Origin of the sequence: Roseateles sp. (assembly GCF_039595595.1) — a bacterium.
GTDB lineage: Bacteria > Pseudomonadota > Gammaproteobacteria > Burkholderiales > Burkholderiaceae_C > Roseateles.
This window is the reverse complement of sequence record NZ_JBCNLG010000003.1, coordinates 389,751-412,599: the sequence shown is the minus strand read 5'-3', so window position 1 is coordinate 412,599 and position 22,849 is coordinate 389,751. Positions and strand designations below refer to the sequence as shown.

At 68.1% G+C, this 22,849-nt stretch carries 26 protein-coding genes; 12 read left to right on the top strand and 14 right to left on the bottom strand.

Translation table 11 applies throughout. From position 1 onward, the window contains the following. Positions 1 to 57 precede the first annotated feature (57 nt). Entirely contained in the window at positions 58 to 378 is a 321-nt protein-coding gene (gene sugE / locus ABDW61_RS07035) for a quaternary ammonium compound efflux SMR transporter SugE (protein ID WP_343637603.1), read from the top strand. 16 nt (positions 379 to 394) lie between these two features. On the opposite strand, the gene ABDW61_RS07030 is transcribed toward sugE, so the two are convergent. Next, positions 395 to 1,507 (bottom strand): hypothetical protein, encoded by a 1,113-nt coding sequence (locus ABDW61_RS07030; RefSeq protein ID WP_343637564.1) that lies wholly within the window; start codon positions 1,505 to 1,507, stop codon positions 395 to 397. A gap of 71 nt (positions 1,508 to 1,578) precedes the next feature. Here ABDW61_RS07030 and ABDW61_RS07025 point away from each other — a divergent pair, with 71 nt between their 5' ends. After that, positions 1,579 to 1,899, top strand: coding sequence for a hypothetical protein (locus tag ABDW61_RS07025; RefSeq protein WP_343637562.1), 321 nt, complete (start codon positions 1,579 to 1,581; stop codon positions 1,897 to 1,899). Between the two features lie 9 nt (positions 1,900 to 1,908). Here the strand turns inward: ABDW61_RS07025 and ABDW61_RS07020 are convergent, their stop codons facing one another. From ABDW61_RS07020 to rpsU, 5 genes are all read right to left on the bottom strand, one after another. Next, a complete protein-coding gene (locus ABDW61_RS07020) occupies positions 1,909 to 3,486 on the bottom strand; it encodes a TRAP transporter large permease subunit (RefSeq protein WP_343637601.1) in 1,578 nt (525 codons plus the stop codon). Beyond that, entirely contained in the window at positions 3,486 to 4,094 is a 609-nt protein-coding gene (locus ABDW61_RS07015) for a TRAP transporter small permease subunit (RefSeq protein WP_343637560.1), read from the bottom strand. Before ABDW61_RS07015 ends, ABDW61_RS07020 begins: the two co-directional genes overlap by 1 nt. A gap of 125 nt (positions 4,095 to 4,219) precedes the next feature. After that, a complete protein-coding gene (locus ABDW61_RS07010; RefSeq protein ID WP_343637558.1) occupies positions 4,220 to 4,561 on the bottom strand; it encodes a TIGR01244 family sulfur transferase in 342 nt (113 codons plus the stop codon). 36 nt (positions 4,562 to 4,597) lie between these two features. Continuing rightward, entirely contained in the window at positions 4,598 to 5,044 is a 447-nt protein-coding gene (locus tag ABDW61_RS07005) for a GatB/YqeY domain-containing protein (RefSeq protein WP_343637556.1), read from the bottom strand. Between the two features lie 172 nt (positions 5,045 to 5,216). Then, a complete protein-coding gene (gene rpsU, locus ABDW61_RS07000; protein ID WP_012346814.1) occupies positions 5,217 to 5,429 on the bottom strand; it encodes a 30S ribosomal protein S21 in 213 nt (70 codons plus the stop codon). Between the two features lie 316 nt (positions 5,430 to 5,745). On the opposite strand from rpsU, the gene ABDW61_RS06995 reads away from it, so the two are divergent. After that, the gene (locus ABDW61_RS06995) at positions 5,746 to 6,771 is read left to right on the top strand and encodes a GGDEF domain-containing protein (RefSeq protein WP_343637554.1); all 1,026 of its coding nucleotides are present in this window, start codon (positions 5,746 to 5,748) and stop codon (positions 6,769 to 6,771) included. Positions 6,772 to 6,793: 22 nt separating this feature from the next. On the opposite strand, the gene ABDW61_RS06990 is transcribed toward ABDW61_RS06995, so the two are convergent. The 7 genes from ABDW61_RS06990 to ABDW61_RS06960 form a co-directional block, all read right to left on the bottom strand. Then, positions 6,794 to 7,231: an EVE domain-containing protein gene (locus tag ABDW61_RS06990; protein WP_343637600.1), complete on the bottom strand. Its 438-nt coding sequence runs from the start codon at positions 7,229 to 7,231 to the stop codon at positions 6,794 to 6,796. Positions 7,232 to 7,571: 340 nt separating this feature from the next. Beyond that, entirely contained in the window at positions 7,572 to 7,898 is a 327-nt protein-coding gene (locus ABDW61_RS06985; protein ID WP_343637552.1) for a cell division protein ZapA, read from the bottom strand. Then, positions 7,895 to 8,149 (bottom strand): cell division protein ZapB, encoded by a 255-nt coding sequence (gene zapB / locus ABDW61_RS06980; protein WP_343637550.1) that lies wholly within the window; start codon positions 8,147 to 8,149, stop codon positions 7,895 to 7,897. The genes ABDW61_RS06985 and zapB overlap by 4 nt, the downstream gene beginning before the upstream one ends. A 48-nt stretch (positions 8,150 to 8,197) precedes the next feature. Further along, a complete protein-coding gene (gene nth / locus ABDW61_RS06975) occupies positions 8,198 to 8,836 on the bottom strand; it encodes an endonuclease III (RefSeq protein WP_343637548.1) in 639 nt (212 codons plus the stop codon). Positions 8,837 to 8,860: 24 nt separating this feature from the next. After that, the gene (gene rsxB / locus ABDW61_RS06970) at positions 8,861 to 9,493 is read right to left on the bottom strand and encodes an electron transport complex subunit RsxB (RefSeq protein WP_343637599.1); all 633 of its coding nucleotides are present in this window, start codon (positions 9,491 to 9,493) and stop codon (positions 8,861 to 8,863) included. Positions 9,494 to 9,582: 89 nt separating this feature from the next. Beyond that, the gene (gene phaZ / locus ABDW61_RS06965) at positions 9,583 to 10,905 is read right to left on the bottom strand and encodes a polyhydroxyalkanoate depolymerase (protein WP_343637546.1); all 1,323 of its coding nucleotides are present in this window, start codon (positions 10,903 to 10,905) and stop codon (positions 9,583 to 9,585) included. Positions 10,906 to 11,146: 241 nt separating this feature from the next. Beyond that, a complete protein-coding gene (locus ABDW61_RS06960; RefSeq protein WP_343637544.1) occupies positions 11,147 to 12,349 on the bottom strand; it encodes an amino acid aminotransferase in 1,203 nt (400 codons plus the stop codon). A gap of 167 nt (positions 12,350 to 12,516) precedes the next feature. Here ABDW61_RS06960 and uvrB point away from each other — a divergent pair, with 167 nt between their 5' ends. Beyond that, positions 12,517 to 14,682 carry an excinuclease ABC subunit UvrB gene (gene uvrB, locus ABDW61_RS06955; protein WP_343637541.1) on the top strand — a complete coding sequence of 722 codons (2,166 nt, stop codon included), beginning with the start codon at positions 12,517 to 12,519 and terminating at the stop codon, positions 14,680 to 14,682. Positions 14,683 to 14,691: 9 nt separating this feature from the next. Here uvrB and ABDW61_RS06950 read toward each other — a convergent pair whose 3' ends face one another. Further along, positions 14,692 to 16,377 (bottom strand): rhodanese-like domain-containing protein, encoded by a 1,686-nt coding sequence (locus ABDW61_RS06950; protein WP_343637539.1) that lies wholly within the window; start codon positions 16,375 to 16,377, stop codon positions 14,692 to 14,694. A 180-nt stretch (positions 16,378 to 16,557) separates the two neighbouring features. Here ABDW61_RS06950 and ABDW61_RS06945 point away from each other — a divergent pair, with 180 nt between their 5' ends. The 8 genes from ABDW61_RS06945 (at position 16,558) to hscA (ending at position 22,843) form a co-directional block, all read left to right on the top strand. Continuing rightward, a complete protein-coding gene (locus ABDW61_RS06945) occupies positions 16,558 to 17,004 on the top strand; it encodes a hypothetical protein (RefSeq protein WP_343637537.1) in 447 nt (148 codons plus the stop codon). 39 nt (positions 17,005 to 17,043) lie between these two features. Next, positions 17,044 to 17,508, top strand: coding sequence for a low molecular weight protein-tyrosine-phosphatase (locus tag ABDW61_RS06940; RefSeq protein WP_343637535.1), 465 nt, complete (start codon positions 17,044 to 17,046; stop codon positions 17,506 to 17,508). Between the two features lie 168 nt (positions 17,509 to 17,676). Next, on the top strand, positions 17,677 to 18,210 hold the full coding sequence (locus ABDW61_RS06935) for a Fe-S cluster assembly transcription factor (RefSeq protein WP_091724267.1): 534 nt from the start codon (positions 17,677 to 17,679) through the stop codon (positions 18,208 to 18,210). Between the two features lie 67 nt (positions 18,211 to 18,277). Then, positions 18,278 to 19,498, top strand: a complete 1,221-nt coding sequence (locus ABDW61_RS06930; RefSeq protein WP_343637533.1) for an IscS subfamily cysteine desulfurase — start codon at positions 18,278 to 18,280, stop codon at positions 19,496 to 19,498. A 42-nt stretch (positions 19,499 to 19,540) separates the two neighbouring features. Beyond that, entirely contained in the window at positions 19,541 to 19,939 is a 399-nt protein-coding gene (iscU, locus tag ABDW61_RS06925; RefSeq protein WP_343637531.1) for a Fe-S cluster assembly scaffold IscU, read from the top strand. Positions 19,940 to 19,947: 8 nt separating this feature from the next. After that, the gene (gene iscA, locus ABDW61_RS06920) at positions 19,948 to 20,271 is read left to right on the top strand and encodes an iron-sulfur cluster assembly protein IscA (RefSeq protein WP_343637529.1); all 324 of its coding nucleotides are present in this window, start codon (positions 19,948 to 19,950) and stop codon (positions 20,269 to 20,271) included. A 151-nt stretch (positions 20,272 to 20,422) separates the two neighbouring features. Next, a complete protein-coding gene (gene hscB / locus ABDW61_RS06915; RefSeq protein ID WP_343637527.1) occupies positions 20,423 to 20,944 on the top strand; it encodes a Fe-S protein assembly co-chaperone HscB in 522 nt (173 codons plus the stop codon). A 30-nt stretch (positions 20,945 to 20,974) separates the two neighbouring features. Beyond that, a complete protein-coding gene (gene hscA / locus ABDW61_RS06910; protein ID WP_343637525.1) occupies positions 20,975 to 22,843 on the top strand; it encodes a Fe-S protein assembly chaperone HscA in 1,869 nt (622 codons plus the stop codon). Positions 22,844 to 22,849: the final 6 nt, after the last annotated feature.

Below are 22,849 nucleotides of genomic sequence, written 5' to 3'. Positions count from 1 at the left end.
CGGCGCGCCGGCTGGCGTCCGGTCGCTGGTCAGCGGATGAACGACAAGGAGATCGACATGGTGTGGGGTGTGCTGTTCCTGGCCGGGCTGTTCGAGATCGGCTGGGCCGTCGGCCTGAAGTACACGGATGGGTTCACGCGGCTGTGGCCGACGGTGGGCACGGTGGCGGCGATGGTGGCCAGCGTCGTGCTGCTGGGCTGGGCGTTGAAGCACCTGCCGGTGGGAACGGCCTATGCGGTGTGGACCGGCATCGGCGCGGTCGGCACCGCGATCGCGGGCATGGTGCTGCTGGGCGAGTCGGCGTCGCTGGCGCGGCTCGCGTGCATCGGGCTGATCGCCGCGGGGATCGTCGGATTGAAGATGGTCACGCCGCAGTGAGCGGCCTCGCGGGCGCTCAGCGGAAGGTCTTCAGCGCCTGCTGACCCGCTGGCGTCAGGAAGGGCCAGACCGCATCGAGCGGCAGCGCGACATCCTCGGCGCAGGGCGTCATCGCATACGAGGCCTGGGTGTGGAACACCAGTTCCTTCGGCGCGGGATGAATGAAGCGGCCCATCCAGCGCACCTCGTCGCGGCACTCGGCCTCGTTGCCGTTGCCGCCGCCTTCCGCGTAGGCCTTCATCAGGAGGCGCCCGAGCTTCGAATCCTTCGAGATCTCGTCGTTCCACTCGGCCCGCAGCCAGGACTGGACCTCGGCTTCGGCGCCGGTGTCCAGGCGGTAGGTCGTGACGCCGTTGTCGTGCCAAGGATGCGCGCCACCGCAGTAGCCCTCGTTCCACGTGTTGATCACGACGAAGGCCGCATTCCAGGCCAGCACCGATTGCGTCTGGGAAGACGAAAATCCCGCGTCCGGCCCGCGATCGCGGCGGCCCATCGCGGCGCAATCCAGATGGTCCATCACCGCGTCGATGGAGCGGGCCAGTAGCGTCGCGTTGACCGCGGCGATGCCGGGTGTCGAGCCGGCGAGGCGGATGCCGCCGTGGATGGCGTCGGTGTCCGCATCCTTCTTGCCGCTGGCGCCAGGAAGGGGGAAGGAGAGCTCCTCGAAGCGCTGTCCGCCGACCTGACCCGTCTTCACGACCTTCGGCTTGAGGCCGGCCTTGCGGGTGGCGTTGTAGTCCGTGTCCTTGATCGCGCTGGCGGTGATGGGCAGTCTCTTCGCGCCATCGACGGACTGCCATTCGCCGCTGAGCGTGCTGGCGTCGCAGCTCAGGCTGAGGCGGCCCGTGAGTTTCTCCTTGGGATCGAGCTCCTGCCATTGGCCGGTCTTCGCGTCGGGAACCAGCGTCAGGTCGGCGAGCGAGGCGCGGTAGTAGTAGCGGCCCATCGCGGGGCGTTCGCCTTCGGCGGGCGAGAGTTCGATCGAGACCGGCGTCGCGCCCACGGTCCCGCGCCAGGTGCCGTGATCGCAGGCCGCCGGCGCGGCTTGGACGGCCGGGGCGCCGAGCACGGCGCAGAGGATGGGAGCGAACGCGTGGACGCGGCGGAGGGGGGCAGGGCGGGATCGCATGGCGGCGACTGTAGCCGCGCTCAGGGCATGGCACTTGCCGACGAAGGTCATCCAGACTTCCGGAGACTCCCATGCCCGACTTCGATGAACGCCGTGACAAGGCCTACGACCGCGAGCACGAGGCCGCCTACTGGCGCGACAACTACGCCAAGCGGCCCTACATCCAGCCCGGCGACACCCATGACGATTTCGGCCCGGCGTATGCCTACGGGGTGGACGCGTTCTCCCGCTATCCGGACCGGGAGTTCGACGACTTCGAGGCCGAACTGCACCGCGACTGGGGCAGTCAGCGCCAGGGCTCGTCGCTCGAGTGGGCGCGCGCGAAGCCGGCGGTGAAGGACGCCTGGCAGCGCATCAAGGAGGCGTCGAACATGCCACCTTCCACGCGCTGAGCACGCGGATCACTTTTTCTCCTGCAGCGCCCGCGTCACCGCTTCCATCGGATCCTCCGCCTCGGAAGCGGGCGGCGACGCGGCCGAGGCCGGCGCCGACGCGGCGTCCGGCAGCCCGAACAGCGCGTTCGTGTCGGCGTTCGGATCGGCGCGTCCGGATTGGCCGGCGTCCATCCCTTGCAGCATCTCGGTGGCCTTGTCCAGGTCCACCGCCTCCGCCTTGTCCAGGAAGGCCGTCACCGTCACCGGGAAGAAGATGACGATGGCCACGAGGATCAGCTGCATCAGTACCCAGGGGATCGAGCCCATGTAGATGTCGCTCGACTTCACCCGCTGCGGCAGCGAGCCGTTCTTGAACAGCGAGTCCGCGATGCCGCGCAAGTAGAACAGCGCGAAGCCGAACGGCGGATGCATGAAGCTGGTCTGCATGTTCACGCACAGCATCACGCCGAACCACACCAGGTCGATGCCCATCTTGTCGGCCACCGGCCCCAATAGCGGCAGGATGATGAAGGCGATCTCGAAGAAGTCCAGGAAGAACGCCAGGAAGAAGATGAACAGGTTCACCACGATCAGGAACCCGATCTGGCCGCCCGGCAGGTTCGTCAGCAGGTGCTCGATCCACTTGCCGCCTTCGACGCCCTGGAACACCAGCGAGAAGGTGCGCGAGCCGATCAGGATGAACACCACCATCGCCGTGATGCGCATCGTCCCGACGGTGGCCTCCTTGATCACCGGCCAGGTCAGGCGCCGGTGCATCGCCGCCAGGATGAAGGCGCCCACCGCGCCCATCGCGCCGGCTTCGGTCGGCGTGCAGATCGCCGTGTCGATGCCAGGCAGCCCGCCCATCGAGCCCAGCACCGCGAAGATCAGGATCGCCGACGGGATGATGCCGCGCAGGCACTTGCGCCACAGCGCCCAGCCGTTGAGCGTGCGCGCCTCCTTCGGGACGCCGGGCACGTGCTCGGGCTTGATGCGCGAGAGCGCGAAGGTGTAGAGCGCGAAGATCAGCACCTGCAGGATCGACGGTCCCCACGCGCCCTTGTACATGTCGCCCACCGGCTTGCCGAGCTGGTCCGCCAGCACCACCAGCACCAGCGACGGCGGCACCAGCTGCGTGATCGTTCCCGATGCCGCCAGCACCCCGGTCGCGTAGCGCATGTTGTAGCCGTAGCGCATCATGACCGGCAGTGAGATCATCGCCATCGCGATCACCTGGCCGGCCACCGTGCCGGTGATCGCTCCCAGGATGAAGCCCACGATGATCACCGAATAGCCCAGCCCGCCGCGCACCGGCCCGAACAGCTGGCCCATGGAATCGAGCATGTCCTCGGCCAGGCCGCATTTCTCCAGCAGCGCGCCCATCAACGTGAAGAAGGGGATCGCCAGCAGCAGGTCGTTGGACAGGATACCGAAGACGTTCTGAGGCAGCGCCGACATGAACTCCGGCGGGAACCAGCCCTGGCTCACCGCGAAGAAGCCGCAGGCCAGCCCCAGCGCCGCCAGCGAGAACGCCACCGGGAAGCCGATCAACATGATGATGATCAGCCCCGCGAACATCAGCGGGGGGAATTGCTCCATCGTGATCATTGCAGCGGCCTCTCGTAATGGGTGTCCATCTCGACGAGATGGGCCAGATAGCCGATGCGCTTGATCACCTCGGAAATGCCTTGCAGGAACACCAGCAGGAAGCCCAGCGGCAGCGTCAGCGCCGCCGGCCAGCGGATCAGGCCGCCGGCGTTGCCCGACAGCTCACCGCTGCTGAGCAGCTTCCACACGTAGCCGCCCAGGCCGAGGGCGGCGACGGTATCGTCCGCGCGCATGCCGGTGGTCAGCTTCACCAGGAAGAAGTCCCACGACAGCCAGCCCGCGTAGCTCATCACCGGCAGCAGGAAGACGATCAATCCGAACAGGTCGACGTAGACCTTGCCGTGGCCGCGCAGCCGCGTGTAGACGATGTCCACGCGCACGTGTTCGTTGAGCCGCAGCACCTGCGCCGCGCCCAGCATCACGCAGACGGCGAACAGGTACCACTGGATTTCGAGGAAGGCGTTGGAACTGATGTCCAGGCCGTAGCGGATCACCGCATTGGCGGCGCTGATCAAGCACGACAGCAGGACGGCCCCGGCGGCAAGCGTGCCGAACCGGTCCGTCAGCCAGTCGATGCCCTTGGCGAATGCAAGCAGGGCGTTCATCGACGAGTCCGTCTCCAGGAGCCCCGACGGGAGGGCTCGGTTCTTGTGTGTGGAGACGGACTGTAGCCAGCCCGCGCTGACGGAAAGCTGATTTCAGCAGGGCCTGCGGGAAAGCCCTGACCCGGTCAGAGCTGCGTCGCGGCGGCGTACAGACGCGTGGAGCGCGCGCCGGAGCGGCAGAAGGCCAGGACCGGCTTGGGCACTTCGTCGAGCAGGTCGCGCATCGCGGCGATCTCCTCGGGCGACTGGTAGCCGCCTTGCACCGGCAGGTGGCGGTAGACCAGGCCCGCAGCCTCGGCCGCGGCGCGGACCTGCTCGCTGGTGGGCTGGTCGGGGCCGCCCTCGAAGTCCGGCCGGTTGTTGATCACCGACTTGAAGCCGGCCGCGGCCAGCGAGGCCATGGCCTCGGGGGTGAGCTGCGGGGCGACGCAGAAATCGGGCGTCAGTTGTTGGACGGTCAGTTCCATCGACATGCTCCTGTGTGCTTGAGAGGCGCCAGGCGCTCAGCCCGCCAGCGCCGCCTTCACCGCCGCCGAGACCAGCCCCATGTCGGCCTTGCCGGCGAGCTTGCCCTTGACGGCGCCCATCACCTTGCCCATGTCGGCCGGGCCCTTGGCGCCCAGCTCGGCGACGATCGTGGCGACCTCGGCCTTGATCTCGGCCTCGCTCAGGCGCTGGGGCAGGTAGGCCTCCAGGACCTTGAGTTCGGCGCTTTCCTTGTCGGCCAGATCCTGGCGGCCCGCCGCGGCGAACTGGCTGATCGAGTCCTTGCGCTGCTTGATCAGCTTGTCGACGATGGCCACCAGCATCACATCGTCGACCTCGACGCGCTCGTCGACTTCCTTCTGCTTCACCGCCGCCAGCAGCATGCGGATCGTGCCCAGGCGGTCGCTGTCCTTGGCGCGCATCGCCGCCTTCATGTCTTCGGTGATCTGTTCCTTCAAGGTCATAGAGGCTCCTTGCTGATTTTCTGAATGGGGTGCTCGAGCGGGCGAGATACCGCTGAGTCTCGCGCAAAACAGAAAAGCCCGCGGCAGCGTCCTGCGCGGGCTTTCTGTGCTGTTCGGGCGGTGGGGATCGTCAGTCGAGAATCCCCGGTGCCGAAGCGGTCCGATCCTTCGATCAGTACAGCTTCTTGGGCAGCTGCATGCTGCGCACGCGCTTGTAGTGGCGCTTCACGGCGGCAGCCTTCTTGCGCTTGCGCTCGGCCGTCGGCTTCTCGTAGAACTCGCGGGCGCGCAGCTCGGTGAGCAGGCCCAGCTTTTCGATGGTGCGCTTGAAGCGGCGCAGGGCCACGTCGAACGGCTCGTTTTCTTTGACGCGAATGGTGGTCATGAAATTCCTTCAAATAGCGCTCGGTGTTCGCGAGGAAGGGATTGCCTTCGAAGCGGAGTATCCGGATTCCACTTCCGAATCGACGCGCAGGGTTTGCCAGCAAAACGCGCATTCTAGCCTTATTTTTGACCGCCCGCCAAATCGCGTGACAACAGCGCCGAACCGCCGCCGCGGCGCGCTAGGATGCCGCACCCCAAGCTTAGGGGGAGTGGCGTCCCGTCCCCGCCGTGGGCACTTGCCCGGGCAACGGACGCCCATCTACATTCGATCCACCACCATTCGACTGCCAGGGGCACGCCCCGGCCTGGCCGCACCCATGGAATTACAAGCCGCCGCGACGCCCGCGCCTGCCAGTTTCGATGCTTGGCTGGCGTCGTCGGGATCGCCGCAGGGGCCCGTCGCGGCCGGCCTGCTCAGCCTGCTCGAACCGACGGGCGCCTGCCTGACCGTCAAGTCGATGGCCACCGGCCGATACGTGTTCGCCAGTCCGGGCATGAACGAACTGTTCGGCCGGCAGGAGTCCGGCATCGTCGGCGCGGCCGACGCCGAGCTGATGCGCGGCGACGAGGTCCAGGCGATGCGCCGCTCCGAGCAGGCCACGCTGGCGCAGCGCGGGGTCGTGAGTTCCGAGCACCGCCTGGAGATCGGCGGCCGGCGCCGCGAGTTCATGGTCACGCGCATTCCGCTCGGCTCCGAGCACGTGATGGCGCTGTGGAGCGACAAGACCGAGGAGCGTCATCGCGAGACGCATCTGCAGCGCGCGCTGCAGCAGCTCGAGCAGCAGCAGAAGTCGCTGGAGCAGATGCGCCGGGAGCTGCAACAGGGCAGCGGCCGCGACGAGGTGTCGGGCCTCTACATGCGGGCGCAGTTCGACGACCAGTTGCTGCGCGAGATCGATCTCTCGACCCGCGAGCATCGCGAGTTCACGCTGGTGCTGATCGCGCTGGATCCCGTGCCGGCCGACGCCGTCCAGGGGCTGGGCGAGGAGGCGCGGCAGCGCCTGCTCGAGGGGCTGGGCCGCATGCTGCGCGCGAACACGCGGGCGATGGACGCGGCCTGCCGCATCGGCGACGACCTGTTCGCGGTGCTGTTGTCGGGCGTCGGACTGGCCACCGCGCACGCGCGCATGGAGCAACTGCGCCGCCAATGCCACGCGCAGATCGTCGTGCTGCAGGGGCAGGATCTGGGGCTGTCGCTCTCGATGGGCGTGGCGAGCTTCCCGCACACCGCCTCGCGCCAGGAAGAGCTGCTCGGCGCCGCTGAAATGGCGGTCAAGGAGGCGCTGCGGCGCGGCGGCAATCAGGTCGTGCTGGCGTCGATCCCGTTCGGGATGAGCGGCTGAGGCCGCAGGCTGAGGCCGCCGGTCAGGCGAGCAGCCGCTGCAGGTGCGCCCACTCCGCCGGCGTCACCGGCGTGATCGACAGCCGATTGCCCGGCTGCAGCGTCTTCATGGACGCGAGCACGGGATCGCGCTTCATCTCCGCCAGGCTCAGCAAGCGCGTCTTGCGCACGAAGCGCACGTCGACGTGCAGCCAGCGCGGCTCCTCGCGCCTGGCTTTCGGGTCGTGGTACGGGCTTTGCGGATCGAACTGGGTCTCGTCCGGATAGGCGCTGCTGCTGACCTCCGCGAAGCCCGCGATGCCGGGCTCGGGACAGGACGAGTGATAGAACAGCACGCCATCGCCGACGCGCATCGCGTCGCGCATGAAGTTGCGGGCCTGGTAGTTGCGCACGCCGGTCCAGGGCAGTTCGCCGGCGGCCTGCAGGTGATCGATCGAGGCCTCGTCCGGTTCGGACTTCATCAGCCAGTACTGCCGGCCGGCGTGCGGTGGGGAAGTGCTCAAGACCTGGCCCTCGGGTGAGCGGCCGGCCTTGCGGCCGGCCATGAAAAAACCGCGCTCGACGGGAACATCAGGCGCGGTTTCGGGAAGAGGTGTCCACGGCGAGCCGTGAGCCGCATTCCTGAACCCAAGGGGTACAGGTGGGCGAGGTCAACATGGCTTCGGGTTCATCTGACGCGAGACGCTCACACCAGCCAGGTAATGTTCCAAGCCCTTGCTCGCGAGAGCATCGGTTCAAGGAAATATAAAACTCACGCGAACGCAGTGGACGGGGTGGATTCTACGCGCGGCGTTTCGCCGATCACAGCAGTTGCCCGTCTTGGACAAGGGCTTCATCGAGCTTCTTCATCAGCGCGTCAAGATCGGGTAGAGACTCGCCGTCACTGGCCGTTGCATGGGTTGCAAGGCCCGTGGCCATCGGGCTCGCCGGCGATTCGGTGAGCGAATAAGCGAGGTTGAGCGCGGCCAGGACGGCGATGCGTTCGCGGGCCTTGATGCGGCCGGCGTCACGGATCGCGCACATCTCCTTGTCGACCCGGGCGACCGCCTTCTGCAGCGCGGCCTCGCCGCCTTCGGGGCAGCCGAGCAGGTAGCTCTGCCCCATGATCGTGACTTCCATCTGCTTCATGCGCCAGGCTTTCCTGAGTCGGTGGGATCGGCACCCTCGGTGCCTTCGATGAGATCGGCCGCCTCGAGCGGCAGCCGGTCCAGCAGCGCGTCGACGCGGGCGCGGGCCGCGGCCAATCTCGAGCGCAGGCTGTCGCGCTCCAGCGTGAGCGCCTGGACCTGCTGCTCCAGCAATGTGTTCGTGCGCTTGAGCTCCTCGTGGCGCACCAGCAGGCGCTCCACGCGGTCGACAAGATCGTTGATGCTGGACATGGCTTCTCTGACGGAATGAACGCGCGGATTGTAGGCGCCGGGGTTCGCTCAGCGGGCCGCGGCCATGGGCGCGCTGTCACATTGCGCGACGACGGCGCAGCGCTCGCACAGCGGCCGGCGTGCCTGGCAGACATAGCGGCCATGCAGGATCAGCCAGTGATGCGCGTCGACCAGGAACTCCTGCGGCACGCGCTTGAGCAGTTGCTGTTCCACCTCCAGCACATTCTTGCCGGGCGCGAGTCCGGTGCGGTTGCCGACGCGGAAGATGTGGGTGTCGACCGCCATCGTCGCCTCGCCGAACGCGACGTTGAGCACCACGTTCGCCGTCTTGCGGCCGACACCGGGCAGCGACTCGAGCGCCTCACGGCTGCGCGGCACCTGGCTGTCGTACTGCTCGACCAGGATGCGGCAGGTGGCGTACAGGTTCTTGGCCTTGGTCTTGTACAGACCGATGGTCTTGATGTACTCCGCCAGCTTCTCCTCGCCGAGGTCGAGGATCTTGCGCGGCGTGTTGGCGACGACGAACAGCCGCCGCGTCGCCTTGTTGACGCCGACGTCGGTGGCCTGCGCCGACAGCAGCACGGCGGCGAGCAGTTCGAAGACGCTGGCGTACTCGAGTTCGGTCTGCGGCGACGGATTGGCCTGGCGCAGGATCTCGAAGAACTCGCGGATCTGGGTCTTGTTCATGGCGAGCGAGGGGCTGGCGAAGGATCATGCGCCGCGCTTGGCGCGGGCGCGGGCGAGGGCGGCGGCAATGACCGCGCGCTTGCGGTCGAGCTGCTCGGGATCGGTCAGCCGCGATGCCTCCTCGAGGTGGGCCAGCTTGTGCTCGGCCTTGGCTTCGAGCCGGGCGTCGTGCTCGCGCTGGGCGCGCTCGACGCGGATCTCATGCCAGCGGTAGCGCTCGCGGGCGCGCGCGGCCTGCGCGTCGCTCCAGGCGGCCCAGCCGCCGCGGCCCGGTGTGACCTCGGTCAGCGAGATGCAATCCACCGGGCAGACCGGGATGCACAGTTCGCAGCCGGTGCAATCGGCGTTGATGACGACATGCATCTGCTTGTTGCTGCCGACGATCGCATCGACTGGGCAGGCCTTGATGCAGAGCGTGCAGCCGATGCACCAGGCTTCGTCGATGACGGCGAGCTGGCGCGGCCCTTCCACGCCGTGCTCCGGGTTGAGCGGCTGCGCCGGGCGGCCGGTCAGGGCGGCGAGCCGGGCGATGCCCTCGGCCCCGCCGGGCGGGCACTGGTTGATCGCCGCCTCGCCGCGCGCGATCGCGTGGGCGTAGGAATGGCAGTCCGGATAGCCGCAGCGCGTGCATTGCGTCTGCGGCAGGGCCAGGTTCAGGCGCTCGACGAGCTCGTCGAACGCGGCGCCCTGTGCGGGCGCCTCGGTCGAGGGGGCGGAAGGGGCGGGCGTGAAAGGCGCTTCGGGATTCACTCGGTCGGCTTGCGCGTGCGGCGCGCCGCCGGCCGGGTGCTGGTGGCGCGCTTGGCCGCGGCGGGCTGGTGCAACGGGGCCGCATCGTACTTGGCAATGAAGTCGCGGATCACCGGGTACACCTTCTCGCGCCAGCGGCGGCCCGAGAAGATGCCGTAGTGACCGGCGCCGATCGCGTCGTAGTGGACCTGGTTCTTCGCGTCGATGCCGCTGCACAGCTCGTGCGCCGCCTTGGTCTGGCCGGCGCCGGAGATGTCGTCCAGCTCGCCCTCGACCGTCAGCAGCGCGGTCTCGGTGATGTCCTGCGGACGCACCAGGTCGCCGCCGACCGTCCAGGTGCCGTTCACCAGCGCGAAGTCCTGGAACACCGTCCTGATCGTGTCCAGGTAGTACTCGGCCGGCATGTCCAGCACGGCGTTGTACTCGTCGTAGAAGCGGCGATGGGATTCGGCGCTGTCGTCGTCGCCGCGCACCAGGTCGAGGAAGTAGTCGTAGTGCGAGGTCAGGTGGCGGTCCGGGTTCATCGCCACGAAGCCGGTGTGCTGCAGGAAGCCGGGGTAGACCTCGCGGCCGGCGCCCGGGTAGGTGGTCGGCACGCGGTAGATGACGTTGTTCTCGAACCAGCTGTAGCTCTTGTTCATCGCCAGGTTGTTGACCGCGGTCGGGCTCTTGCGGGCGTCGATGGGGCCGCCCATCATCGTCATCGAGCGCGGCGTGGTCTCGCCCTTGGAGGCCATCAGCGAGATCGCCGCCAGCACCGGCACGGTCGGCTGGCAGACCGAGATCACGTGGCAGTCCTCGCCGACATGGCGGATGAAGTCCTGCACGTAGTAGATGTAGTCGTCGAGGTGGAAGGGACCGGCCTCGAGCGGGACCATGCGGGCGTCGGTCCAGTCGGTGATGTAGACCTTGTGGTCCTTGAGCAGTTGCTTGACGGTGTCGCGCAGCAGCGTCGCGTGGTGGCCCGACAGCGGGGCGACGATCAGCACCGTGGGCTGCGCCTTCATCTTGGCGAGCACGGCCGGATCGTCGGTGTAGCGCTTGAAGCGCAGCAGGCGGCAGAAGGGCTTCTCCAGCGCCACCAGTTCCTGCACCGCGACGTCGATGCCGTCGACCTCGACGCTGCGGATCTCGAATTCCGGCTTCTCGTATTCCTTGGCCAGGCGGTGCATCAAGTCCAGGCCGGCCGACATCCGATGCGACAGCGGCGTGTGCGCGAACGGCGACAGCGGGTGGCTGTAGAGCTTGGCCGTGGCGCTGGCGAACTCGGAAAACGGGCTCAGCAGCGCGCGTTGGGTTTCATAAAGCTGGTAGAGCATCTGGCGGACCTCGGGAGGGGGAGGGGAGGCGAAGGCTGGCACCCGTTGTGCATTGCAGCAATTCTAGGTCCCGGCTGTTGGGAGTGTGTGTCGCCGAGCTGCGGAGCAGGCCCGGGGCAAGGGCTTCGAAGCCTGCGATTTCGCCATAAATGCGCAGGGCCGGCCCGCTTGCGGCGGAACCGGCCCTGGTTCGATGAGCGATCGTGCGATCAGCGCATCGAAGTGTGGTGTCAAAAGGGGATCACGCCTTCTTGACGGCGGCGATCGCGGCGGCGACCGGCTTGAGGTTCTTGCTGTTCAACGCGGCCACGCAGATCCGGCCGGAGTCGACGCCGTAGACGCCGAACTCGGCGCGCAGGCGCTGCATCTGCTCGGCGGACAGGCCGCTGTAGCTGAACATGCCCTTCTGGCGGGTGACGTAGCTGAGGTCGTCGGTGATGCCGGCGGCCTGGAGCTCGGTGACGAGCGCCTCGCGCATCTGCTTGATGCGCACCCGCATGCCGGCCAGTTCCTCCTCCCACTGGGCGCGCAGCGCGGGCGTGGACAGCACGGTGGCCACGACCTGGGCGCCATGGGTCGGCGGGTTGGAGTAATTGGTGCGGATCACGATCTTAAGCTGGCTCAGCACCTTGGCCGCTTCCTCGGCCGAGGCGCAGACCACGCTCAGCGCGCCGACGCGCTCGCCGTAGAGGGAGAAGCTCTTGGAGAAGCTGGTCGAGACGAAGAAGTCCAGGCCGGCGGCCAGGAACTGCTGGATCACGGCGCCGTCCTCGGCGATGCCTTCGCCGAAGCCCTGGTAGGCCATGTCGAGGAAGGCGACCAGGCCGCGCGCCTTGACCGCCTCGACGACCTGTGCCCACTGGGCGGGCGTCAGGTCGTAGCCGGTCGGGTTGTGGCAGCAGGCGTGCAGCACGACGACCGTGCCGGCCGGGGCGGCGTTCAGCGCGCCCAGCATGCCGCTGAAGTCGATGCCGCGGTTGGCGGCGTCGTAGTAGGGATAGGTCTCGACCGGGAAGCCGGCATTGGTGAACAGCGCGCGGTGGTTTTCCCAGGACGGGTCGGAGATCAGCACCTTGGCGCCGGGATTCAGGCGCTTGAGGAAGTCGGCGCCGATCTTCAGGCCGCCGGTGCCGCCCAGCGCCTGGACGGTCGCCACGCGCTTGGCTTTGAGGACCTCGCTGCCGGCGCCGAAGACCAGGCCCTGCACGGCGCTGTCATAGGCGGCGATGCCGTCGATGGGCAGGTAGCCGCGCGGCTTGGGGGCCGCCTGCATCTGCGCCTCGGCGGCGGCCACGCAGGCCAGCAGCGGCAGCTTGCCGTTGTCGTCGTAATAGACGCCCACGCCCAGATTGACCTTGGCGGGATTCGGATCGGCGTTGAATTGCTCGTTCAGACCCAGGATGGGGTCGCGGGGGGCCATGGCGACGGCGGCGAACAGGGACATGGAGGCTTTCCTGACAGTGCGTTGGCAAGAGCGGAGAGGACCGGATCCGGTGAAACCTGTCCGGCTGCGCTACGCTGTCGCGTCCTGACGCCCGAGGCGCCTCCCGCGCGCCCAGCGAAGCCCGCCGATTGTAGGCAGGGAACACGCGTTGCCCCTGGGAAACCCTGATGAGCCGATCCACCGCCGCCAAGCCCGCCAACCCCGTCGCCAAGGGGAAGAAGTCCGAGTCGACCGAGGCGCCGACCGCTTCCGCGAGCGAGCCGCCGAAGGGCGAATTCGTTTCTTTCGAAGGCTCTCCGTTCCAGCTGTTCCAGCCTTATCCGCCCGCGGGCGACCAGCCCGCCGCCATTCAGCAACTGGTGGAAGGCGTCAACGACGGCGAGAGCTTCCAGACGCTGCTGGGGGTGACGGGCTCGGGCAAGACCTTCACGATGGCCAACACCATCGCGCGGCTGGGCCGTCCGGCGATCGTCTTCGCGCCTAACAAGACGCTGGCGGCGCAGCTGTACAGCGAGTTCCGCGAGTTCTTCCCGAAGAACGCGGTCGAGTACTTCGTCAGCTATTACGACTACTACCAGCCCGAGGCCTACGTCCCGCAGCGCGACCTGTTCATCGAGAAGGACAGCGCGATCAACGAGCAGATCGAGCAACTGCGGCTGTCCTGCACCAAGAGCCTGCTGGAGCGGCGCGACGTGGTGATCGTGGCGTCGGTGTCGGCGATCTACGGCATCGGCAACCCGAGCGACTACCACCAGATGGTGATGACGCTGCGGGTGGGCGACAAGCTCGGCCAGCGCGACATCATCCAGCAGCTGGCCCGCATGCAGTACACGCGCAACGAGATGGAATTCACCCGCGGCCACTTCCGCGTGCGCGGCGACACCATCGACGTCTTCCCGGCGGAGCACTCGGAGCTGGCCCTGCGCATCGAGCTCTTCGACGACGAGGTCGAGGGGCTGACGCTCTTCGACCCGCTGACCGGCCAGATCCGGCAGAAGATCCCGCGCTTCACCGTCTATCCGTCCAGCCATTACGTGACGCCGCGCGACCGCGTGGTCGCGGCGATCGAGACGATCAAGGAGGAACTGCGCGAGCGCGTGGCCTTCTTCATCAAGGAGGGCAAGCTGGTCGAGGCGCAGCGGCTGGAGCAGCGCACGCGCTTCGACCTGGAGATGCTGCAGGAGGTGGGCCACTGCAAGGGCATCGAGAACTACACGCGCCACCTCTCGCAGGCCGCGCCGGGCGATCCGCCGCCGACGCTGGTCGACTACCTGCCGCCGGACGCGCTGATGTTCCTGGACGAGAGCCACGTGCTGATCGGCCAGTTCAGCGCCATGTACAACGGCGACCGGGCGCGCAAGAGCACGCTGGTCGAGTACGGCTTCAGATTGCCGTCGGCGATGGACAACCGGCCGCTGAAGTTCGAGGAGTACGAGCGCAAGATGCGCCAGGCCATCTTCGTCAGCGCGACGCCGGGCGACTACGAGAAGCGCCAGGCGGGCGCGGTCGTCGAGCAACTGGTGCGGCCGACGGGGTTGGTGGATCCGGTGGTCGAGGTCAGACCGGCGACGCACCAGGTCGACGACGTGCTGCAGGAGATCCGAGATCGGATCGAGGTCAACGAGCGCGTGCTCATCACGACGCTGACCAAGCGCATGGCCGAGCAACTGACGGAGTACCTCAGCGACAACGGCGTGAAGGTGCGCTACCTGCACTCGGACGTGGACACGGTCGAGCGGGTCGAGATCCTGCGCGACCTGCGGCTGGGCACCTTCGACGTGCTGGTCGGCATCAACCTGCTGCGCGAAGGGCTGGACATCCCGGAGGTGTCGCTGGTGGCGATCCTGGACGCGGACAAGGAAGGCTTCCTGCGCGCCGAGCGCAGCCTGATCCAGACCATCGGCCGGGCGGCGCGCAACGTGAACGGCAAGGCGATCCTGTACGCGGACCGCATCACCGACTCGATGAAGAAGGCCATCGGCGAGACCGAGCGGCGGCGCGCCAGGCAGATCGCGTTCAACGAGGCCAATGGCATCACGCCGCGCGGCGTGGTCAAGCGCATCCGTGACCTGATCGACGGGGTCTACAGCGACAAGCCGGGCCGCGACGACGCCAAGGTCATCGCCGAGGCCGCCGAGGTCGAGGCGATGAGCGAGAAGGATCTGAGCAAGCGCATCCAGCAGCTGGAGAAGCAGATGCTGGAGCACGCGCGCAATCTCGAATTCGAGAAGGCGGCGCGGCTGAGAGACCAGCTCGCGCAGCTCAAGGAGCAGGCGTTCGGCGCCGCCGTGCACGACAACGTCGTGCCGATCACGGCGGGCAAGGGCAAGTAAGGCTGGCGCTCAGCGCTCCAGGACGCGGAAGAAGTGGGTCCCGTCGCGATCGAGCTGCGCGAGCAGCCCGGTCTCCCAGTCGAGGTAGGCCTGGATTTCGTCGCGCGCGTGGTGGGCCCCTTCGTAGGGGCGGCGATAGCGATCGTCGCGAGGGAAGGCCAGGCGCGGATTGGCTGATTCGATGGGCAGGCCGGCGTCGTACCAGGCGCTGGTGCCGCCTTCGAGCACCAGCAGCTCGCGCCCTTCGGCGGCGAGCTCGGCCGCGAGGTCCGCGGCCACGAAGCGCGGCAGCACGCCGAGATTGCCCGTCAGCACGACGCGGCGCGCATGCGGGATCACCGAGCGGAGCGCCTCCGCCAGGCGCGCGCGCGGGCTCCACCAGGCGCCCGGGATGTGCCGCACGATGTAGGTGATGCTGGGCGCCACGTCGACGACCACGGTGTCGGGATGCTCGCGATCGGCTTCCTCGGCGCGCCACCGGGCGAGCTGGGCGGGCGTCACGGTCGCCACGGCGGGGGAGAGCGGCTGCGGGGGCAGGTCGGGGCCGGTCTCGGTGTGGGCGGCGTGGTCGGGCGGGAGCACGGCGGTTTCCCATCCCATCTGCGCCAGCCAGGCGGCGGCGACCGGCGCGCGGATGCCGTCGTCGTCGGCGAGCACGATGCGGGCGCCTCGCACCGGGACGAAGTGGTCCGTCTCCTGGACCAGTTGGCCGCCCGGCGCGTGGCGGAAGCCGGGCCGATGGCCTCGCGCGTATTCGGAGCTGCCGCGCACGTCGAAGCGATAGGTCGTGCGGCGCGGATCGGCCAGCCATTCGGCGACCACGGCCGTGTCGATGCGCTGCACCCGCGCGCGGCGGGCGAAGGCGGTGGCGCCCTCGCGGGCGGCGCTCAGGTCGCCCAGGGGCAGGTCCTCATGGGAGCGCCCCTGGCCGCTGGCCAGCGGCAGGCCCGCCAGTGTCCAGCCGATGGTCCCGTTGCGCAGCGCGAAGACGGGATTCGGGAGGCCGGCGTCGATCAGCGATTGGGCGCCGATGAGGCTGCGGGTACGGCCGGCGCAGTGCACGACGAGGGTGGTCGACGGATCGGGCGCGAGGTCGCGCGCGCGCCGCACCAGTTCGCCGCCGGGCACGCTGATGGCGCCGGGCAGGCTCGCGGTGCGGTACTCGTCGAATCGGCGCGCGTCGAGCACGACGAGGTTCTCGCGCCGCGCCAGGCGGGCGTGGACCTCTTCGGCGGACAGCGACGGCGTGCGGCGGCGCGCGTCGAGCAGTTCACCGAAGGCCTTGCTCGGGACGTTGAGGTCGCGGAAGAGCTCGAAGCCATCCTCGCGCCAGGCGGAGAGCCCGCCGGCAAGCAGTGCGACATCGGTGTAGCCCAGTGACTGCAGCTTGCGCGCCGAGGCCGTCGCGACGCCTTCGCCATCGTCGTAGACGACGATGGGCACGTCGCGGCGGGGCAGGCGGCCCCAGGCGTCGAGTTCCAACCGGGAAGCGGCGAGGTTGGCGGCCCACAGCGGATGGCCCTCGGCGAAGGCGGCTTCCTCGCGGACGTCGAGCAGCGCGATTTCCACGCGGGCGAGCAGCGCGGCGCGGACGTCGGCGGCGGTGCGCGTCGGCAGCGGCGTGGGATGCGCCGGGACGGGCGGGCGCGGCAGGGACGAGGCCGCGGTCGAGGCGAGAGGGTCGAGGACGGACATGGCGGCTTCCTTGGAGCGGTCGGCGAATCCGCAGCCTAGAAGCAGGGCCGGGTACGGCAAACGAAGCAATGCGAGGATCGATAGGCGGTCCTGTTTCCAATTGCTGTCGCGCATGCCTCCAATCTGCTAAGTGAATATCCCGGAAGAATTTCGGTGGCGACCGCTCTAGAGTTACTGGCGATGACGCTCGACTCCTCACGAAAGATCTTCGGCCCCTTGCTTGCTGGGCTTGGTGCGTTGATATTGATCGCGGCGGCCGTCGGCGCAACGCCCGCAGAACTGCCAATGGCGATTGCGAATGCGCGTTTCTATGCCTGGGGTGTGGTCGGCACGCCTGGCCGGACTTCGGAAGAGGAGCAGGCGGCGCGCGTCATTGCCCGAGATTGGCCGAGTCAGAAGCTCATGGCCTCGATTTCCCAGGCGAATGCCGAAGGGCGCCTCTATTTGCTTTGCGTGGCACGAAGGAGATTCCCGGATGATTACGCAAATGCAAAATCGCTGGCGGGATTCTCGGCTGGGCAGCGGGTCTCGATATTCTCCGGATCCGTTCTTCAAAAGGTCGAAGCCGAAGATTTGATTCGACAGCTCGAAGCCAGTCACTGCGCGCCGCTCGGTTGGCCGCAATGAGCCCCTTGCTCCGCCCGAATGGCGTGACAATCGCCGCCCATGTCCGCCGACCTGTCGATCCTGTTCATCTGCACCGGAAATATCTGCCGCTCCCCCACGGCGGAGGGCGTCCTCCGCCATCAACTGGAGCGTCTGGGTCTGGCCGACCGTGTGCTGATCGACTCCGCCGGGATTCAAGGCTGGCATGCCGGCGAAGCCCCCGATGAGCGCTCCCAAGACCACGCCCGGCGCAGGGGCTATGAACTCTGCGACCAACGGGCGCGCGCAGTGCGCCCCGACGATTTCGAGCGCTTCGACCTGCTCGTCGCCATGGACGCCGGCCATCTGCGCGAGCTCCGCCGCCGTTGCCCTGCCGCGCTGCAGCACAAGATCTCCCTCCTCCCGGGGGACATCGAGATCCCCGATCCCTATTACGGCGGCCCTGACGGCTTCGACCGCGTCCCCGACCTCCTTGAGTCAGGTTGCGAACGCCTAGCGCAAATCGCCGTCAGCCGCCTGGCCTGAACAGGCCCCCTCGACGCCAGTCGGGGGTAACCCGAGCAAGCGGCTTCTTAATTGAGTAAAATGCTCGGACATTGCAGGGGGAAACCCTGCTTCGTGAGTCGACCCGGCGTCAGCCGAGCCGCCGCCTCCATGTCCTGAAGCCCGACACGGGCGCCAAGGAGAAGTTCGATGCGTCTCACCACCAAAGGTCGTTTTGCCGTCACCGCGATGATCGATCTGGCCCTGCGCGAAAACAGCGGCCCTGTCGCGCTGGCGGCAATCAGCCAACGCCAGCAGATCTCGCTGTCCTACCTGGAGCAGCTGTTCGGCAAGCTCCGCCGCCATCAGCTCGTCGAGTCCACCCGCGGCCCCGGCGGCGGTTATTCGCTCGGCCGCCGTTCCGATGAGATCACCGTCGCCGACATCATCGTCGCCGTCGACGAACCCATCGACGCCACCGGCTGCGGCGGCAAGGAAAACTGCATGGGCGACGACAACGGCCGCTGCATCACGCACGACCTCTGGACCGCGCTCAACAACAAGATGATCGAGTTCCTGGACTCCGTCACGCTGCGCAAGCTCGTCGACGACCAGCTCGCCAAGGGCGTCACCGTCGAGGAAGCCCCCGTCAAGCGCGCCATCTCCAGCACCCCCGTCGTCAAGCCCATCCGCATCACCGCACCGAACTCCGTCTTCGCGCTCGGCAATGCGATGAGCAAGTGATCCCGGCCCTCCGCTCCGCTCCGATCTGCGTCAACCCGATTCAGTAGTCGACAAGAAGAACGTTCCCATGGACATGACCCCGCACTTCCCCATCTACATGGACTACGGCGCCACCACGCCGGTGGACCCGCGCGTCGTCGACGCGATGATCCCGTGGCTGCGCGAGCATTTCGGCAATCCGGCGTCGCGCAGCCATGCCTGGGGGTGGGAGGCGGAAGAGGCCGTGGAGAAGGCCCGCGGCGAGGTCGCCAAGCTGATCAACGCCGATCCGCGCGAGATCGTCTGGACCTCCGGCGCGACCGAGTCCAACAACCTCGCCATCAAGGGCGCGGCCAACTTCTACCAGTCCCGCGGCAAGCACCTGATCACCGTCAAGACCGAGCACAAGGCCGTGCTCGACACGACGCGCGAACTGGAGCGCCAGGGCTTCGAGGTGACCTACCTCGACGTCAAGGAGGACGGCCTGATCGACCTGGACGTGCTGAAGGCGGCGATCCGCCCCGACACGATCCTGATCTCGGTGATGTTCGTGAACAACGAGATCGGCGTGATCCAGGACATCCCCGCCATCGGCGCGCTGTGCCGCGAGAAGGGCATCATCTTCCACGTCGACGCCGCGCAGGCCACCGGCAAGGTCGAGATCGACCTGGCGACGCTGCCCGTCGACCTGATGAGCCTGGCCTCGCACAAGAGCTATGGCCCGAAGGGCATCGGCGCGCTGTACGTGCGCCGCAAGCCGCGCGTGCGCCTGGAAGCCCAGATGCACGGCGGCGGTCACGAGCGCGGCCTGCGCTCGGGCACGCTGCCGACGCATCAGATCGTCGGCATGGGCGAGGCCTTCCGCATCGCCCGCGAGGAGATGGCCACCGAGCTGCCCCGCATCAAGGCGCTGCAGCAGCGCCTGCTGGACGGCCTGAAGGACATCGAGCAGGTCTTCATCAACGGCGACCTCGAGCGCCGCGTGCCCCACAACGTCAACGCCTCGTTCAACTACGTCGAGGGCGAGTCGCTGATCATGGGCATCAAGGGCATCGCCGTGTCCTCGGGCTCGGCCTGCACGTCCGCCAGCCTGGAGCCCAGCTACGTGCTGCGCGCGCTGGGCCGCAGCGACGAACTGGCGCATTCCTCGCTGCGCATGACGATCGGCCGCTTCACGACCGAGGAAGAGATCGATTACGCCGTCTCCTTGCTCAAGGACCGCGTGGCCAAGCTGCGCGAGCTGTCCCCGCTGTGGGACATGTACAAGGAAGGCATCGACCTCAGCACCATCCAGTGGGCCGCCCACTGACGCGCGCCCGCATCACCGAACAAGAGACGTTGGAGAACTGACATGGCATACAGCGACAAGGTCATCGACCACTACGAGAATCCCCGCAACGTGGGCGGCTTCGACAAGGGCGACGAGTCGGTCGGCACCGGCATGGTCGGCGCCCCGGCCTGCGGCGACGTGATGAAGCTGCAGATCAAGGTGAATCCGACCACCGGCCTGATCGAGGACGCCAAGTTCAAGACCTACGGCTGCGGCTCCGCCATCGCGTCGAGCTCGCTGGTCACCGAGTGGGTCAAGGGCAAGACGCTGGACGAGGCGCTGTCCATCAAGAACAACCAGATCGCCGAGGAGCTGGCGCTGCCGCCGGTCAAGATCCACTGCTCGATCCTGGCCGAGGACGCGATCAAGGCCGCCGTCGACGACTACCGCGCCAAGCACGGCGCCGCCGTCACCGCCTGAGGTCCGCGATGTCCGTCACCCTGACCGAAGCCGCGGCCCGCCACGTCACGCGCTACATCAGCAAGCGCGGCCGCGGCGTGGGCGTGCGCCTGGGCGTCAAGACCACCGGTTGCTCGGGCCTGGCCTACAAGCTGGAGTACGCCGATGAGGTCGCTCCCGAGGACATCGTCTTCGAAGGCCATGGCGTGAAGGTGCTGATCGACCCGAAGAGCCTGCCGTATCTGGATGGCACCGAGCTGGACTTCGTCCGCGAGGGCCTGAACGAGGGCTTCAAGTTCCGCAACCCGCGTGAAAAGGACCGCTGCGGCTGCGGCGAATCCTTCCGCGTCTGACTGTCGGCCCCCGGACGGGCGTGTACGCCCGTCCCGCCCCCCCCCGAGGGGGCAGCAAGACATCTTGGGGCGGCCCGGCGATGTCTTGCGCGCGCTGACGGTCACCGCTTCATCGGCGCGGCAGCTCGGCCGCGCTTTTTTCATTGACATCGTGAAACTCGACGACGACGACTTCACCCTGTTCGGCCTGCCGCAGCGCTTTGCGCAGGATGGCGCCGAGATCGCGCAGCGCTGGAAGGCGCTGGCGGCCAAGGTGCATCCGGACCGCTTCGCCGCCGATGGCGCGGCCTCGCAGCGTCTGGCGATGCAGTGGTCGCTGCGCGTCAACGAGGCGCATCAGCGCCTGCGCGACCCGCTCAAGCGCGCGTCCTATCTCTGTGAGCTGCGCGGCGCGCCGATCCAGGCCAACGAGAACACCCGCATGCCGGCCGCCTTCCTGATGGAACAGATGGAATGGCGCGAGTCGCTGGACGAGGCCAGGACGCCCGAGGCGATCCTGGCCATCGACCAGCAGGTCGCCGGCCGCGAACGCGCGCTGCTGGCCCAGGCCGGCCGCCAGCTCGACGACGAAAACGACGCCGCGGCCGCGGCCGAATCGGTGCGCGCGCTGATGTTCCTGACGCGCTTCCGCTCGGACATCGACCAGCGCCTGGACGCGCTCGAGCATTCCTGATTTCCCCTTCGAAGAACAAGACCAGACACCATGGCCCTGCTGCAAATCTCCGAACCCGGCGCGTCGCCCGATCCCCATCAGCGGCGCATCGCCGTGGGCATCGACCTGGGCACGACGCACTCGCTGGTGGCGGCGATGCGCCACGGCGTCGCCGAGTGCCTGCCCGACGGCCAGGGCCGCGTGATCCTGCCGTCGGCGGTGCGCGTGATGCCTGAAGGGCGGCGCCAGTTCGGCTACGACGCGCTGGCCGCGCAGGCCGAGGATCCGGAGAACACCATCGTCTCGGTCAAGCGCTTCATGGGCCGCCGTGTCGATGACATCGCCAATCGCGACAAGCTGCCTTACCGCTTCGAGGACACGGCCGGCATGCTGAGCCTGGCCACGCGCGAGGGCCTGAAGTCGCCGGTCGAGATCAGCGCCGAGATCCTGGCCACGCTGCGCCAGCGCGCCGAGGACACCTTCAACGACGACCTGTTCGGTGCCGTCATCACGGTGCCCGCGTACTTCGACGACGCGCAGCGCCAGGCCACGAAGGACGCGGCGCAGCTCGCGGGCCTGAACGTGCTGCGTCTGATCAACGAGCCCACCGCCGCCGCGATCGCCTACGGGCTGGACAACGGCAGCGAAGGGCTCTACGCCGTCTACGACCTGGGGGGCGGCACCTTCGACATCTCGCTGCTGCGCCTGACGAAAGGCGTGTTCGAGGTCGTGGCCACCGGCGGCGACGCGCAGCTTGGCGGCGACGACTTCGACCGCCTGCTCGCCGACTGGGCGCTGCAGCAGGCGGGTCTGGCCGCGACCAGCGCGCAGGACAAGCGCCGCGTGCTGGTGGCGGCCCGCCAGGCCAAGGAGGCGTTGACCGACAGCGAGCGCGTGACGCTGAGCGCGGCGCTCGACGCCGGCGCGCTGAGCGTCGAGGTCTCGCGCGCGCAGTTCGACGAGCTGGCGCTGCCGCTGGTCAACAAGACGCTGCTGGCGGTGCGCCGCGTGCTGCGTGACGCGAAGGTCACGGCGGACGAGGTCCACGGCACGGTGATGGTCGGCGGCTCGACGCGCATGCCGATCGTGCGCCGCACCGTGGGCGAGCTGTTCGGCCGCGAGGTGCTGACCAACCTGAATCCCGATGAGGTCGTCGCGCTCGGCGCCGCCGTGCAGGCCAATCAGCTCGCCGGCAACAGCGCCGACGGCGAGATCCTGCTGCTGGATGTGATCCCGCTGTCGCTGGGCCTGGAGACCATGGGCGGACTGGTCGAGCGCATCATCGAGCGCAACGCCACCATCCCCGTGGCGAAGGCGCAGGACTTCACCACCTTCAAGGATGGCCAGACCGCGCTGGCCGTCCATGTGCTGCAGGGCGAGCGCGAGCTGGTGAGCGAGTGCCGCTCGCTGGCGCGCTTCGAGCTGCGCGGCATCCCGCCGATGGCCGCTGGCGCCGCCCGCATCCGCGTGACCTTCCAGGTCGATGCCGACGGCCTGCTGAGCGTGTCCGCGCGCGAGCTGGGCTCGGGCGTCGAGGCGGCGGTGCAGGTCAAGCCGAGCTACGGCCTGTCCGATGACCAGATCGCCACGATGCTGCGCGAGGGCTTCGCCAGCGCCGAGTCCGACATGGCCGCCCGCAAGCTGCGCGAGGCGCGCGTCGAGGCCGAACGCATGATCCTGGCCACCCAGTCCGCGCTGCGCGCCGACGGCGATCTGCTCAGCGATGCCGAGCGCGCCGCGATCGCCGCGCTGCAGGCGGATCTGCTCGCGAAGGCGCAGGCCGGCGACGCGGCCGCGAACGCCGATGCCATCGATGCCGCCGTGCAGGCGCTGGCCAAGGGCACCGAAGCCTTCGCCGCCGCGCGCATGAACCGCGGCATCCAGCAGGCCCTGACCGGCCGCAGCATCGATCAAGTCTGAACGCGA

Bases quoted from the DNA above. Each gene is read 5' to 3' on its own strand.
- ABDW61_RS07015 (WP_343637560.1), bottom strand. From the start codon at position 4,094: ATGAACGCCCTGCTTGCATTCGCCAAGGGCATCGACTGGCTGACGGAC.
- ABDW61_RS07005 (WP_343637556.1), bottom strand. From the start codon at position 5,044: ATGACCTTGAAGGAACAGATCACCGAAGACATGAAGGCGGCGATGCGC.
- ABDW61_RS06950 (WP_343637539.1), bottom strand. From the start codon at position 16,377: ATGTCCGTCCTCGACCCTCTCGCCTCGACCGCGGCCTCGTCCCTGCCG.
- ABDW61_RS06940 (WP_343637535.1), top strand. From the start codon at position 17,044: ATGTCCGCCGACCTGTCGATCCTGTTCATCTGCACCGGAAATATCTGC.
- ABDW61_RS06985 (WP_343637552.1), bottom strand. From the start codon at position 7,898: ATGAAGCAGATGGAAGTCACGATCATGGGGCAGAGCTACCTGCTCGGC.
- ABDW61_RS06945 (WP_343637537.1), top strand. From the start codon at position 16,558: ATGACGCTCGACTCCTCACGAAAGATCTTCGGCCCCTTGCTTGCTGGG.
- nth (WP_343637548.1), bottom strand. From the start codon at position 8,836: ATGAACAAGACCCAGATCCGCGAGTTCTTCGAGATCCTGCGCCAGGCC.
- sugE (WP_343637603.1), top strand. From the start codon at position 58: ATGGTGTGGGGTGTGCTGTTCCTGGCCGGGCTGTTCGAGATCGGCTGG.
- zapB (WP_343637550.1), bottom strand. From the start codon at position 8,149: ATGTCCAGCATCAACGATCTTGTCGACCGCGTGGAGCGCCTGCTGGTG.
- iscA (WP_343637529.1), top strand. From the start codon at position 19,948: ATGTCCGTCACCCTGACCGAAGCCGCGGCCCGCCACGTCACGCGCTAC.
- uvrB (WP_343637541.1), top strand. From the start codon at position 12,517: ATGAGCCGATCCACCGCCGCCAAGCCCGCCAACCCCGTCGCCAAGGGG.
- ABDW61_RS06995 (WP_343637554.1), top strand. From the start codon at position 5,746: ATGGAATTACAAGCCGCCGCGACGCCCGCGCCTGCCAGTTTCGATGCT.
- hscA (WP_343637525.1), top strand. From the start codon at position 20,975: ATGGCCCTGCTGCAAATCTCCGAACCCGGCGCGTCGCCCGATCCCCAT.
- rpsU (WP_012346814.1), bottom strand. From the start codon at position 5,429: ATGACCACCATTCGCGTCAAAGAAAACGAGCCGTTCGACGTGGCCCTG.
- ABDW61_RS07025 (WP_343637562.1), top strand. From the start codon at position 1,579: ATGCCCGACTTCGATGAACGCCGTGACAAGGCCTACGACCGCGAGCAC.
- ABDW61_RS06930 (WP_343637533.1), top strand. From the start codon at position 18,278: ATGGACATGACCCCGCACTTCCCCATCTACATGGACTACGGCGCCACC.
- ABDW61_RS06935 (WP_091724267.1), top strand. From the start codon at position 17,677: ATGCGTCTCACCACCAAAGGTCGTTTTGCCGTCACCGCGATGATCGAT.
- ABDW61_RS07010 (WP_343637558.1), bottom strand. From the start codon at position 4,561: ATGGAACTGACCGTCCAACAACTGACGCCCGATTTCTGCGTCGCCCCG.
- ABDW61_RS06960 (WP_343637544.1), bottom strand. From the start codon at position 12,349: ATGTCCCTGTTCGCCGCCGTCGCCATGGCCCCCCGCGACCCCATCCTG.
- ABDW61_RS06990 (WP_343637600.1), bottom strand. From the start codon at position 7,231: ATGAAGTCCGAACCGGACGAGGCCTCGATCGATCACCTGCAGGCCGCC.
- ABDW61_RS07030 (WP_343637564.1), bottom strand. From the start codon at position 1,507: ATGCGATCCCGCCCTGCCCCCCTCCGCCGCGTCCACGCGTTCGCTCCC.
- iscU (WP_343637531.1), top strand. From the start codon at position 19,541: ATGGCATACAGCGACAAGGTCATCGACCACTACGAGAATCCCCGCAAC.
- phaZ (WP_343637546.1), bottom strand. From the start codon at position 10,905: ATGCTCTACCAGCTTTATGAAACCCAACGCGCGCTGCTGAGCCCGTTT.